The 13,019-nt window shown below is 66.1% G+C and carries 11 protein-coding genes and 1 pseudogene; 6 read left to right on the top strand and 6 right to left on the bottom strand.

What is annotated here, in order from left to right:
* The first annotated feature begins 279 nt into the window (after window positions 1-279).
* The 3 genes and pseudogenes from ABNF93_RS29400 to ABNF93_RS29410 all read left to right on the top strand — a co-directional run bounded on the left by ABNF93_RS29400 (window position 280) and on the right by ABNF93_RS29410 (window position 2,825).
* Complete coding sequence (locus ABNF93_RS29400) at window positions 280-627, top strand: site-specific integrase (protein ID WP_349331479.1); 348 nt, start codon at window positions 280-282, stop codon at window positions 625-627.
* Window positions 628-931: 304 nt separating this feature from the next.
* Window positions 932-2,065, top strand: a pseudogene (locus ABNF93_RS29405) (transposase); the annotation flags it as partial.
* Window positions 2,066-2,081: 16 nt separating this feature from the next.
* The gene (locus ABNF93_RS29410) at window positions 2,082-2,825 is read left to right on the top strand and encodes a DinB family protein (protein WP_349331529.1); all 744 of its coding nucleotides are present in this window, start codon (window positions 2,082-2,084) and stop codon (window positions 2,823-2,825) included.
* A gap of 198 nt (window positions 2,826-3,023) precedes the next feature.
* Here ABNF93_RS29410 and ABNF93_RS29415 read toward each other — a convergent pair whose 3' ends face one another.
* The 6 genes from ABNF93_RS29415 to ABNF93_RS29440 form a co-directional block, all read right to left on the bottom strand.
* On the bottom strand, window positions 3,024-3,773 hold the full coding sequence (locus tag ABNF93_RS29415; RefSeq protein ID WP_349331480.1) for a sugar isomerase domain-containing protein: 750 nt from the start codon (window positions 3,771-3,773) through the stop codon (window positions 3,024-3,026).
* The gene (locus ABNF93_RS29420) at window positions 3,770-4,993 is read right to left on the bottom strand and encodes a hypothetical protein (RefSeq protein WP_349331481.1); all 1,224 of its coding nucleotides are present in this window, start codon (window positions 4,991-4,993) and stop codon (window positions 3,770-3,772) included. Before ABNF93_RS29420 ends, ABNF93_RS29415 begins: the two co-directional genes overlap by 4 nt.
* On the bottom strand, window positions 4,990-5,946 hold the full coding sequence (locus ABNF93_RS29425; RefSeq protein WP_349331482.1) for an N-acetylglucosamine kinase: 957 nt from the start codon (window positions 5,944-5,946) through the stop codon (window positions 4,990-4,992). Before ABNF93_RS29425 ends, ABNF93_RS29420 begins: the two co-directional genes overlap by 4 nt.
* The gene (locus ABNF93_RS29430) at window positions 5,943-6,839 is read right to left on the bottom strand and encodes a carbohydrate ABC transporter permease (RefSeq protein ID WP_349331483.1); all 897 of its coding nucleotides are present in this window, start codon (window positions 6,837-6,839) and stop codon (window positions 5,943-5,945) included. Before ABNF93_RS29430 ends, ABNF93_RS29425 begins: the two co-directional genes overlap by 4 nt.
* On the bottom strand, window positions 6,836-7,696 hold the full coding sequence (locus ABNF93_RS29435; RefSeq protein WP_349331484.1) for a carbohydrate ABC transporter permease: 861 nt from the start codon (window positions 7,694-7,696) through the stop codon (window positions 6,836-6,838). Before ABNF93_RS29435 ends, ABNF93_RS29430 begins: the two co-directional genes overlap by 4 nt.
* A gap of 83 nt (window positions 7,697-7,779) precedes the next feature.
* Window positions 7,780-9,072 carry an ABC transporter substrate-binding protein gene (locus tag ABNF93_RS29440; RefSeq protein ID WP_349331485.1) on the bottom strand — a complete coding sequence of 431 codons (1,293 nt, stop codon included), beginning with the start codon at window positions 9,070-9,072 and terminating at the stop codon, window positions 7,780-7,782.
* A gap of 132 nt (window positions 9,073-9,204) precedes the next feature.
* Here ABNF93_RS29440 and ABNF93_RS29445 point away from each other — a divergent pair, with 132 nt between their 5' ends.
* The 3 genes from ABNF93_RS29445 (at window position 9,205) to ABNF93_RS29455 (ending at window position 12,994) form a co-directional block, all read left to right on the top strand.
* A complete protein-coding gene (locus ABNF93_RS29445; protein WP_349331486.1) occupies window positions 9,205-9,972 on the top strand; it encodes a GntR family transcriptional regulator in 768 nt (255 codons plus the stop codon).
* A gap of 147 nt (window positions 9,973-10,119) precedes the next feature.
* A complete protein-coding gene (locus ABNF93_RS29450) occupies window positions 10,120-11,172 on the top strand; it encodes an endonuclease/exonuclease/phosphatase family protein (protein ID WP_349331487.1) in 1,053 nt (350 codons plus the stop codon).
* A gap of 10 nt (window positions 11,173-11,182) precedes the next feature.
* Window positions 11,183-12,994, top strand: a complete 1,812-nt coding sequence (locus ABNF93_RS29455) for a metallophosphoesterase (protein ID WP_349331488.1) — start codon at window positions 11,183-11,185, stop codon at window positions 12,992-12,994.
* Window positions 12,995-13,019 lie beyond the last annotated feature (25 nt).

Below are 13,019 nucleotides of genomic sequence, written 5' to 3' on the forward strand. Positions count from 1 at the left end.
ACCCGATCCAGGTTGCCGAGGCCAGCTTCAAGAGGCCGGCAGCCCGTGGTCAACCGATCATGGGCGCCCCGAGGGCCGGGTCCGAGGAGGCAGTGGATCTGCACAGGAGACACGTGATCAGCCTTCCTGAGACACCGGAGTGGGGCGTGATGGTGCTCACTCACGCCGTACCACGTTCGGGGAGCCGTTGGACGAACAGCGGTCGGCCGCGAGAACGCCGCGGGCTGAAGCACCGGCCCGACGGGCGACACCCGCAGAGTCCCCATTCATCCCGACCTCGTGAAACTTCTGCGTGCCCACCTTGACGAGTTCGGCACCGGACCGGACGGTCGGATCTTTGTAGGGCCCCGCGGCGGGCACATCACTGACCGGGCATACCTCAAGGTCTTCCACGAGGCGAGAGCCGCCGCGTTCACCGCAGAGCAGGCTGCCTCGCCTCTGATTGAGGTGCCGTACTCGTTGCACCACGCCGCCGTATCGACCTGGCTGAGGACCGCGGAGGATCCTGCCCAGGTCGCCGAGTGGGCAGGACACAGCGTCGCCGTGCTGCTGCGGGTCTACACCAAGTGCATCGACGGGAAGGAGACCGAAGCCCTGCGCCGTATCTGGGACGCAACCCGCCACTGATCCATGCACGGGATCTCCGTCGCGGGCCGCCTTCGGCAAGACCGCGTGGACCACCAGCCAGTTGTCGGTCAGGCTGCTTCGAAGGCGCCTCGCGTCGTGGCCAAATCGTCCCACGGCGGAAGGGCACGAAGCTGTCAACCGCCCCCGCGTCACAGTAGTGTGGGCCTCTCCTGGTGGGGAGGCCCACACACCAACCCGCTAGCTACTTCGACCTGAAAAAGTCGGCGCGTTGATCATGGTTCGGGCGTGAGAAAGACGAGAGGATGGCCTCGAGCCCTTGGGCTAGAAGGGATCGAGGCCATCCGTGTTTCGTACAGTAGGCGATCAGCCTTCGTTGTTCGAGTCGGTGTTGCCGGAGCAGTTGCTGCGCCTGCCGGAGGAGCTGGCTCGGATCGATGGGTTGCTGGATGACCCGGCGTTCTTCGCACCGTTCGTGGCGTACTTCGATCCGCGGGTCGGTCGGCCGTCGACGCCGATGGAGACCTATCTGCGGTTGATGTTCCTGAAGTTCCGGTACCGGCTCGGGTACGAGAGCTTGTGCCGGGAGGTGAGCGACTCGATCACCTGGCGGCGGTTCTGCCGGATCCCGCTGGAGGCGTCGGTGCCGCATCCGACGACGTTGATGAAGCTCACCACCCGCTGTGGCTCGGCGGCGGTGGGCGGGTTGAACGAGACGCTGCTGACCAAGGCCACCGAGGCCAAGGTGCTGCGCACCACCAAGCTGCGGGCCGACACCACGGTGGTGCCGTCCAATGTGTCGTATCCGACCGACTCGGGCCTGTTGGCCAAGGCGATCGGTCGCATCACGGCCACCGGCAAACGGATCCAGGCCGCCGGAGGCGCGGTTCGCACGCGGCTGCGGGACCGGTGCCGTGCGGCGGGGAAGCGGGCGCACGCGATCGGGTTCAAACTGCGGTCGCGCAGCGCCGCGGGCCGTGACGCGGCACTGGCTGCGGTCCGGCGGACGACCGGGGAGCTGGCCGGCTTGGCCGAGACCGCCGCTACGGAGGCCGAACGGCTTCTGGTCAACGCGAAACGAGCGCTATGCCGGGCGCGGGCCAAGGCCAAGGCCCGAAAGGCCGGTGGTGAACACGACGCGGCCGCCGGACGCCGGCGGGGACGCCTGGCCCGCGCCATCGACGACCTGACTGACCTGGTCACCGCGAACCGGCAGATCGCCGCGCAGACCAGGCCGCGGCTGGCCGGGCAGACCCCGGACGGAGCCACCCGGCGGGTCAGCCTGCACGACCCCGACGCTCGGTCGATCGCCAAGGGACGGCTCGGCAAACCAGTCGAGTTCGGCCACAATGCCCAACTCGTTGGAGGTGACGACGGGGTGATCGTGGACCACAACGTCGAACGCGGCAACCCGGCCGACGCACCCCAACTGGCACCGGCGGTGGACCGGGTCCGCAAGCGTGCCGCCAAATCAAGCCGGGGAGGCTGGCTTGTCGGTGCTCGGACCTAGTATGCGGAGCATGACGCGGTATGTCGACGAGGATCTGCACGGTGCGGAGTTCCGCGAGTGCGATCTGACCGGGGCACGCCTGATCGGCGTCGTCATGCAGGATGCTGTGATCGACGGGCTCATTACCAACCTCGTGGTGAACGGTGTCGAGGTGACCGAGTACGTCGAGGCCGAGCTCGACCGGCGTCATCCGGTGCGGGTGCTGATCCGCTCCGAGGAGCCTGCCGATCTGCGCGAGGCATCGCGTCAGCTCCATGCCGCCTGGGCCGCCACGATCGAGCGAATCCGCCGTACGCCCGGTATCGAGCGCCGCAGCGTGAACGACGAGTGGTCGGCGGTGCAGACGATGCGCCACCTGGTCTTCGTCCACGACTCGTGGTTCCGCCGCTGCTGCCTGGGCTCGACGGAGCTGTTCACGCCGATGGGCATCGGGACGACCGTCGAGCCCTACCAGGGGGCGCACGGGCTTGACCTCTCGCTCGATCCGGCCCTCGACGACATCGTGAACGTGCGTGACGCACAAGCCGCCGAGCTCGAGGCCTGGCTCGACGAGGTCACCGCTGAGCAGCTCGCAGCGCGAGCGCCGGTGCCCGACGACGACGTCTGGCCGCCGTACGCCCGGGGCCGCTCGGTGCGGCAGTGCCTCGGCACGGTGCTCAACGAGACCTTCGAGCACCACGGCTTCTGCGTCCGCGACCTCGACCTGGTCGAGGCACAGGACGCTGAGTAGGTCCGACTACGGACTCAGCATCTTGCGGATGACGGCACCGCTGACCGTCTGCGCGGTGTCGAGCTGCTGGGCCCAGAGCCGGACGCGGTACTGAACCTTCCCGGGTTTGGCGCACACGTCCTTGATTGGGAAGGTGGCGCAATGCCGATGAGGTACGACGCGCAGACCAGGGCGAAGGCGACGGTTGGATGCGCGAGTCTATGGCTCGATCGGACGTACTCCTCGGCGGTAGCGCTCCTGGAACGTTCGGTTGTGAGCATCACCCGATGCTAGGTTGGCGGAGATGAACACGGGTACGTCATGACCCATGTCGAGCAAGTAGCGACACGTCAGTTCAGTGAGGACTTGCGCCACGAGAACACCGGTGAATGATGACACTGCGCCGACCCTCACGTCTGGAGCGATCTCGATGCTGGCGTCCCCTACTGGTGCGCAGTTGTCGATCACGACGTCCGCCAGGTCGGCCAGATGTGGTCCTTTGGTGTGTCGCGCGGCGGAAGACCGCGTGTGGGCGAAGGACGTGATCGCTACGAGGCCGTGTCCGCGGGCGTGCACGAGCTCGGCCATTTCCACGATGGCGGCGTTGAGACCGGAGTTCGACACGATGAGGAACGTGTCGACGGATCGGGGCTTCGCCAGTGCGTAGATTCGTTCGGCCACGCCCGTCTCTCGCTCGTACGTCGGGTCGAGGATCGCGGCGGGATTCTCGCCTCCGAACATCACGAGGTCCTTGACCGCAAGCATGCCCACTGGGGCGAGCCCGCCGGCGCGGCCGGCGAGCTCCAGCGTGACGATTCGCGAATGCCCGGTTCCGAATGCTTGCAGCACACCGCCGGCGGCGATTGATCCGGCCACCATCGAGGCGGCCTTCTGAATCGCCGGTAGCTGTGTGGTGACGACGCGGTCAACCAAACCTGCGGCCTGGGCCGCGTACTCAGACTCGATCACGTTCGCTCCTCTCCTCCTCTGACGGACTCGGCAATGTGCACCGCTGCGTCGACGACCTGCTCACCGCTCCCCAGCCGCACGGGGCTGACGAGTGTCTCGTAGGTGGGCGGCGTGCTCAGGCTGGGCAGATATCCGAGGTACCCGTTGGCGTAGCCGAGGACGATGACGTCCGAACCGGCTGCCCCGCGGATCGATTCGCCGAGCTCCAGGAACAGCTCTCCAGGTATCGCGACGAGCGTGATGCCGGCGAGGCTGACCGCCTGGATCTCCACGTCGTAGGCCTCAACACGCCTCTGCGTCGCGAGTTCTCTCGCGATGCGCCGCCCTTGCTCGAAAACCTCGTGGCTGCGGGCGTCTGCCTGGATCGCGGCCGGCGGGACGGCCGCCATCGCCGCCTCCACCTCGGCGGGGAGCTTGGGCTCCAACCGGATGACTCTGGACGCCGGCGGATGGATTGTGCCGTCGGGTGGCTGCGACCTTCGGGCTGCGTCGAGCTCGAGGCTGTTGGCAGCCACAGCTGCGAGTCGATCGATCTCGTTGAGACTTCTGCCTTGCCGGGTGTGCCGGGTGCTGATGTTGCCCGCGGCGCCGGTCGCGGCCACGACCCATCGCCCAGGAGCGTCGAGGACTCGTCGGATTCCACCGTTGAGGTCTGCGCTGACGTCGCTGTTGTCGGCAGGCAGGACGGTGGGGTGTACGGGAGAGACCGTGACGACACCGACGACGGTCTCCTCGTTCGAGACCACGATCGCGTCGACGGGAACGTCGATCGGCGTGGCATCTCCAGCGTTGCGCCTGCCGGCAAGGCCTGCGACCCACGCGCGCGTGTAGCCGAGCGACGTCGCCCGCTCATCGACGACGGCCGCCTTCGCTGCTGCAACCGCGGCTTCGACGATGCGCTCGCCGAGGGCTGGCGGGGTTGGGCTACCACCTGGCACGCATCCGGCCTCCGGGCTGGCGTGCGTGTGGGTGGCCGCAACCCAGCAGGAGTCGATCCGTAGCTCGAGAAAGGCCGCCCGGATCAGCTCGACGATGTCGGTGTTCACGCAAATCAGATCTGCTACGACGAGCGCGAACCGATGTGCCTCGTCCGCGAACGTGACCACATGGACTTCCAATGGTTCGAGAACGCTGCGGACTCCCTGGGAGCGGTCGGCATAGCCCCCCATCCGTTCACCGGCAACGACCTCGAGTCGCTGTGCGCCGTGTCCGACTCTCACGCACTCTCACCTGCCTCGAAGACGTCCGTACGCTCGCGCAGGTAGGCGACGACCGAGGCATACGGCCATCCGCCTCGCATCAACGTCAGGCCACCTTCCAGAGGGGAACTCATGGGCTCGACGAGCTCGAGCCCTCGCGCCCCGAGCTCGTCTCCTAGCCGACGGCGAAGGAACTCACCGGAGCCGACAAGCCGACCCGAGTGGGAGACGAGCCGGCCTGCGTCAGGCTGTCGCGTCGCAGCGGCTTCCGCCACAGCCACGAGGTCTTCCACGGCCGCTTCGCAGATGGCGTGTGCGACATCGTCCCGGTCTGCCGCGTCGACGACGAAGCGCGCGAAGCTGGAGACTCGTGCGGCGAGCTGCGGGTCGCGGTAGAACTGCTGCAGGCTTGCCAAATCCGTGCCCCCTACCGTGTCTGGGAAGTTCTCAGTGAGTGCGGTGCGCCGGCCCACTCCGTCGAGCGCAGCCGCCGCGGCCCGGAGACCAGCGAGTCCGATGGCGTACCCGCTGCCCCTGTCGCCGAGGATCGGGCCCCAGCCATCGAGGCTCGTGTACCCACCGGTGGCGCCAACGGCGAGGACGTTCGTGCCCGTGCCGACACAGAGCACCGTGCCTGGGCCGTTCAAGGCCCCGGCGTGTGCCAGGTAGACGTCCTCGACTACCAGGGCAGGACCCCGCAAGAGCACTTCGAGCCGCCGCGTCAGCTGCCGTCTAAGCCCGATATCGCCGGGAACTCCAGTCAAGCCCGCAACCACGCCCGTCACGTGAGTCGGAAGCTCGATCGCCGCGGCCGCTTCACGGATGGCGGCGACGATGCGATCGACTCCGTCCTCGCCCGGCTGATAGACCATGCCCGCGCCGACCCCGACCTGCCGGTGGTCCCCGGCTGCTACGAGGAGACGTAGCTGTGACTTGCCGCCGTCGATGCTGATGAACGTGTCGTGTCCGGTCACCGCGACATTCCCGCCGTGAGCCCGGAGACGATGTATCGAGTCGCCAGTGCGAAGACGATCGCCAACGGAACAAGTGCGATGACCAGACCAGCAAACAGGGTCGCCCGGTCAGCGGCGTACTCCCCGAAGAACCTGGTCAGGCCCACGGGCACGGTGTACTTCTCGTCACTGCGCATGAGCACCAGCGGGTAGAAGAAGTCATTCCAGGTCGGGGCGAACTGAAAGACCGTGACCACTGCGAGCGCCGGCCTCATGAGCGGCAATGCGATCGACACGAACATACGCCCCTCGTTGGCCCCATCGAGCCGCGCTGCCTCTTCGAGCTCGACCGGAAGGCCACGCATGAACCCCATGATCACGAAGATCGAGAACGGAACGCCGCTTGCCGCGTAGAGCAGGACAAGGCCGATCCGGCTGTCGATGAGCCCCAAGGATTGGTACATGTAGAAGACTGGCAAGAGCCCCAACTTCGCCGGGATCATGATGCCGGCGATGAAGAACGCCGCCAGAAACGCGCGGGCCCGGAACTGCCATCGAGACAGCGCATAAGCGGCCATCGCGGAGACCGCAACGCACAACGCCACGGACGCGGCCGTGATGCCGAGAGAGTTCACGAAGTAGGTCGACAGCGATGCCGTCTCCCAGGCCCGCTGATAGTTGTCGAGATTGAGCGACGTCGGCAGGCCCACCGGCTGCCGCAGGATGTCAGCGTTTGGCCGGAACGAACCCACCAGCACAAGCAGGAGCGGACCGAACGCGATGGCGGCATAGAGCCATAGCAGCACCTGGACGCCGAGCCTCCGTCCGCCGACACCGCGCTGTGCGGCTGGTGGATCGGACCGCTTCGATGCTGTCGGCGTCCCTCTTGCTGTCGCGGACAGGAGTGCTGTCACGGGGTCACCTCCCGGCGCCTGAGGAACCGCTCAAGAGCAATGGAGACGCCGAATATGAGCACGAAGATCATCATTGCAAGCGCCGAGGACTCCCCGACCGCGTTGGCGCCACCCTCGAACGCCGTCCGGTAGTAGAGGAGCCCGAGAACGTCCATGGCACCTCCCGGGCCACCGTCAGAACCGCCTAGCGCGTAGACGAGGTCGAAGATGTTGAAACAGCCGATGAACGTGAGAACCGTGATCACACCAATCGCAGGCGTGAGGAGCGGGAACCGGACGCTCCAGAATGTACGCGTGGCCGACGCTCCGTCGAGCGACGCGGCCTCCTCCAGCTCCTTCGGGATTCCACAGAGTGCCGCCAGGAAGATCAGCATGGGGCCGCCGATCCATTGCCAGGCGTTGACGAGGATCAAGATCGGGAGCGCCGTACCGGGTACACCGAGCCAGGGCCTGGCCCACGAGTCCAGGCCGATCGAGTCCAACATGTAGTTGATCGGCCCGAACGACGGGCTCAACAACAGCGACCAGATGTAGCCGACGATCAGAGGGCTGATCAGGTACGGCAGGGAATAGACCGCCTGGAAGAAACGCTTGCAGCGTGGGTTCCGGTAGAGCATCACCGCCAGACCCAGGCCGATCGTGTTCTGGATCGCCATCGTGCCGATGAAGAAGAGCACGTTGTGCCACAGCGCGACCGGGATCTCGTCACCCAGCGGATACCGGGTCAGGACCTCCTGGTAGTTGCCGAGCCCGGCGAACTCCGCTTTCCGAGTCCCCTCCCACCGGTAGAAACCGTAGTAGAACGCGGTCACCAGCGGGAAGACGATCAGCAGGCCGTACAACGTCAGGGCAGGCAAGCAGAATCCGGCGATCCAGCCCATTGGTGTGCGGTTGGCGCGAAAGCGTGGTCGGCTCCGCGCCGATCGCTTCGGCCCCGCGGCTAGGACGTCGGCTCGAACCATTGGTCAACGCCTTGCTGAATGTGGTCCCCGGCCTGCTGGGCCGACGACTGGCCGAGTACGAAGTTGGAGAGCCCTTCCGAGGCAAGGTCCCACGCCGTCGGCTCGCCGCTCGAGAAGTACGCGTACGTGACGTACGGGCTGGGGTTGGCCAGGTGCGCTTCCAGCGCTTGCGCGAGGAGCTCGTCACTGGGCTCGACACCTGGAACCGCACTGATCTGGCGCAACTCGTCGGTGAAGGCCTGCCCGAACTCGGGCGTGGCCATCCAGCGCACCAGGTCGAGGGCGGCCTCCTGGTCCGGAGACTTCGCGGAGACTCCGAACGAACCATCCACGTAGCCGGGGACAAGGGTCTCCGAGACGGCTGCGTTCGGGGGTGGGGGAACGTTGAAGATTCCCAGCTCGAGGTCGGGATTCGCTTGAGCGAAGACGGCAAGCTCCCAGATTCCACCTGGGAACGTGGCGGCCTTGCCGGAAGTGAACAATGCCTGTGCGTCGGCGTAGTTCACGCCTTCGAACTTGTGCTCCCAGAACTGACTGGTGTCCTTCCACGTCGTGAGTGAGTCGACCCAGGGCTTGTGGGTGAACGTGGCCTTCCCGGCAAGCATCTGCTCAAGATAGGCGTACCCCCCGTACGTACTCGCGCCGAAGATCTCCTGCTGGATCGGCAGCATCCACGTATCAGTGACCGTCGCCGCCAGCGGGATGACCCCGGCGTCTTTCAGGGTGGTGAACGCCGTGATCATGTCGCCCCAGGTTTCGGGCGGAGTGATCCCGTGGTCGTCGAAGATCGCCTTGTTGTAGATCACGTGCAAGGTCTGCAGAGCGAACGGCACACCGTAGATCTGCCTGTCGTCCACGCCTCGCGCGCCGTCCAGGATCTCCTCGGGAAACTTCGCCAATCCCTTGACCTCGTCATCGAGAGCCACGAGGCTCTCGGAAGCGACGAGCGGCTGAAGCAAGCCATACGAGCGCAACTGTGCGACGTCAGGTCCGCTCTTGTCGGACAGGCCGGTGCGAAGGATGGTGTCGTACTCGTCAGCCTTGTATGGGACGTACTCGACGGTTACGCCCGGGTGCGCGTCCTCGTAGATCTGAAAGATCTTCTCGTAAGCGGCGACATCCTCCTGCCGCCACCCCCAGACCTCCAGGGTGGTCTCGTCGCCGCGACTACTGGTGTCGGGGCCACCCTCCGACGCGCTCGGGCTGCATGCCCCGATGCCGAGAGCCAGCGCCCCGAGGACGGCGAGTACGCCGCATCGCCTGCCGATCATGTGGATCTCCTGGTCGAATGGATGACACCTGAGAGGGCAGAGTAATACTGGTCTATACCGCCGTCAATTGTCTGAGACGGTTGGGAGTCCGTCGTACGATTGACGTCCGCCTGGTCAGTAAGGAGCTGCACCATGCCAAGGCCGCGACACGAACTCCACCCCACCGCTCCGGATGTGTTCACCGCAGAACCGGACGGCCCGAAGGGCCAGCACATCAAGGACGTGCTGGCCGCACTGGTGCTGGAGTCCCGTGACGGTTCCCTGCTCCCCTCTGAACGCGTGCTCGCAGAGCGGTTCAGGGTGGCGCGCATGACGGTTCGCGGGGCGATCGGCGAGCTCGAGGACCGCGGGCTGGTCCGTCGCGTTCCCGGCCGCGGAACCTTCGTGCAACATCCCACCCTGACACATTCCGAGATCTTCAGATCCTTCAGCGAGGACATGCGCAACCGCGGCATGGCGCCCGGCTCCCGAAGCTTTCGGGCACGGACTCGCCCCGCGACGCGTGAGATCGCAATGCGGCTCGGCATCGAACCAGCAGCGTCGGTGCACTCCATCGAGCGGGTCCGCACCGCCGACGGCATCCCCATGGCCCTGGAACGGACGAACCTTTCAGCCGATCGCTACCCGGACCTACTCGCGGTGATGGGACGCGACCAATCCCTGTACGAAGTGCTGGCCAGAGTGTTCGGCGTACGCCTGGAGTCGGCCGAGCAGACGGTGGCGATCGCACGACTGAGCCCTGCCCAAGCCAAGCGGCTGGAGGTTCCCGAGTACGACTCCGCGTTCCTCATCGAGCGTGTGTCGGTCGACAACATGGGCAACGTCGTCGAGTTCGGCCGGTCGCTCTACCGAGGCGACCGCTACGCCATCCAGATGCACGTCAGTCGCCCAGCCGAGTAGTGCATAAACGACTCCTCCGCACGTGGTGAACGACCGGCGAACACCACCGTCGCCGGCTTCCGCTCCCTTGCCTGCGCCTCGACAGGGTGCTACGTTCCGGTGAAAATACCGGTCTAGACAGGAATCACCCACCTTGGAGGAGGCGTGATGAGGATCAAGCTGGTGGTCATGGCTGTGGCCGCTTGCGCGGCGCTCGCCGCTCCGGCCGCGACCGCGGCCGCGACAACCGAGGCTTCCGACGGTGCGACGTCGCAGCCGCAGGAGCGAGGCATCCGATTTCTGGACTTCAACTTCGCGGGGAACGGCTTCAACGGGGGCAGCACCGGAGCGCCGGTGGCCGACGCCGTGGAGAAGATCTCCAGCCAGGAAGCGGAAATCATCGGCCTCAACGAGATGTGCTACACGCAGTGGGTCGCGCTGCGGGACCAACTGAAGGCGAAGCCGGGGTATGCGGGCCTGACCGAGCACGTCGTGGTCACCAACTACAACATTCCCAACTGCTACGACCCAGTCGTCAACCCCGGTGGGTGGTACGTCATGGGCCTGCTCAGCAAGTACGACTCGGAGCGGGTCATGTTCGGCGACACGCCGTACCTGGACCTCGGCTACCACTACCGTCAGCGATTCCGCAAACTCGTCTGCGGCGACGTCTCCGTTCCGGACGCTGCCGTGATCCGCGCCTGCGTGACTCACACCGAGGTGCCGCTGCCGCTCATCAACGAGACCTCGTTCCCGAACAACCCAGACCTCGTGGACGATCCAAATTACGGGCGTTCGATCAACTACGCGCAGGCCAAGGTCATCGCCGAGGCGATCACGCCGATGGCGAGGCAGATGCCCGTGGCCCTGCTCGGCGACTTGAACGAGCTCCCGTTCCTGCCCTCCCTCGACTTCTTCTACGCGCATTGCGAGGGCGACGGGGTCTTCGAGGAAGTCGACGGCCGGGATCCGCGATGGCGCGGCAACATCCGTCACTTCAACCTCGGCACCGAGGACTGCCCCCTTCGACAGGGCGAGTGGACTATGGGCGCCGAGGGAGCCCCAGACATCTACGACAAGCCGTACTCGAGCAACCGGCACATCGACTACATCTTCGTCGACCAACGACACTTCAAGGTCGGCGAGGACTCCGGCTGGGTGATCTCCACACCGTTCTCCGATCACCGCATCGCCGTCGGTGACGTGACCTTGAAGTACTGAGGAGACCGCCATGCGCCATAAGAGGAGCACGCTCGTGGCCGCGAGTCTCGCGGCACTCATCCTGCCCGTCGCACTCGCCGCGCCGGCAACCGGCGCCGGCGAGTCGCAGGAACACTTCCGGATCCTGCCCTTCCTGCAGAGCCCCAGCGCCTCGGAGATCCGAGTCACGTGGTTCACCGAGAACGGCGAACCCGGACGGTTGACCATCAGCGGCCCAGGTCTCAACAGAAACCTCACCTACGACGTCGCCGGAGAGCTGCAACCAGCGCTTGCGTACACCGATGCCGAACGCTCCCAGCAGATCCCCGGCCTCGAGCAGGGTTCATGGCTGCTCGGGGCGGACAGCTACAAGCACACCGAACTCATCGACGGCCTCCGGCCTGGCCACCGATACGAGTACACCGTGCAGCAAGGAGAATCGACCTTCCAGGGTCGGTTCGAGACCGCCCCGACCGCTGACGACTGGCAGCATCTCCGGCTGATCGCCATGTCGGACTCGGAGACCGAGCCGCGAGGCCGGGTGCAGAAGCGGGAGTGGGCGCCGGGCGCCGTCGCGGATGACGGGGACGCTAGGCCGTCCGCCGAGCCGGGGTCCGCCTGGGATCAGGTCCACGGGACAACCACCCTGTCAGGGACACGCGTCCTGCGGTATCCGCTCACCGAGGACGAGGGCCTGCGCAGGAACCTCGCTGCCGTCGAGCAGCGGTCGCCCGATGCCGTGCTGTTCGCCGGTGATCTCGTCCAAGGCGGCGGATACCAGCCGGGGTGGGACGAGTTCTTCCGCCACACGGCCGGGCCTGGCGGCGACCTGCTGACATCGGTGCCGATCCTGCCCGCCTTCGGAAACTGGGAGAGCTTCGGCGCCGTCAACGGCGGCTACGGAACCCCCTCTGACCGGACGCCGGTCGTCCGGTCCCGCGCGAAGTTCCACGCCTACTTCGACGGGCCTGGCAACGGGACGCCGCAACATCAGGACAACTACTACCGAGTCGACTACGGTCCTCTCACCATCCTGACGCTGGACAGCAACAACGGGGAGCCGGATGACAGCGCCGCGCGCTACGCGCCCGAGGAGAAGCTGACCGGACGTCAATTCACCGGCCCGGGCACCGACACGCAGGAGAACTTCACCCGCGAGGAGTACGAGAGCGCGGGCGGCACCGACCTGTCCGACTACAACCCCGGCAGTCAGCAGTGGAACTGGGTCGAGCGGCAACTGATCGACGCCAGGGCCAACGGCCAGATCGTCCTCGTCCAGTTCCACCACGTCCCCTACAGCTCTGGTGAGCACGGACTACCCATGAATCACGTGCTCACCTCGGGCCAGGGCGGCACCCCCATGCGGGTGTACCACCCGCTGTTCGAGCAGTACGGAGTCGCGGCCGTGATCTCCGGGCACAGCGAGATGTTCGAGCGCAGCTTCGTCGACTCGAACGGCGACGGGCTCGGCGTCCACTACTACGACGTCGGAGTGTCCGGAGATGGTCTCCGTGGTATCCGCCGCGAAGGAGCGTCGCTCGACAGCGCGCCGCTCGGCTACAACCCGTTCAGCCAATGGACCGCGGACCAGAGCGAGCCCGAACGATGGGCGGTCGTCGACGGTATGCCGAAACTGCTCGCTGGTGGCAAGCACTACGGCCATCTGGAGATCAACGTCAACCGTCTCCGCGGTGACCGCGAGCGAACCGCACAGATCAGGCTCACACCGGTCCATCTGTTCCCAGTCCTCGACGAGGACTTGGACGTGGCCCGGACCGAACGCCGCACCTACCACGACGGGATCGTGATCGACATCGACCGCGAAGGCAGACCCATCAGGTGAGTACAAGCGGGCGACCTGAAGCGTC

Source organism: Actinopolymorpha sp. B9G3 (assembly GCF_040120725.1).
In the GTDB taxonomy this organism is placed as follows: Bacteria; Actinomycetota; Actinomycetes; order Propionibacteriales; family Actinopolymorphaceae; genus Thermasporomyces.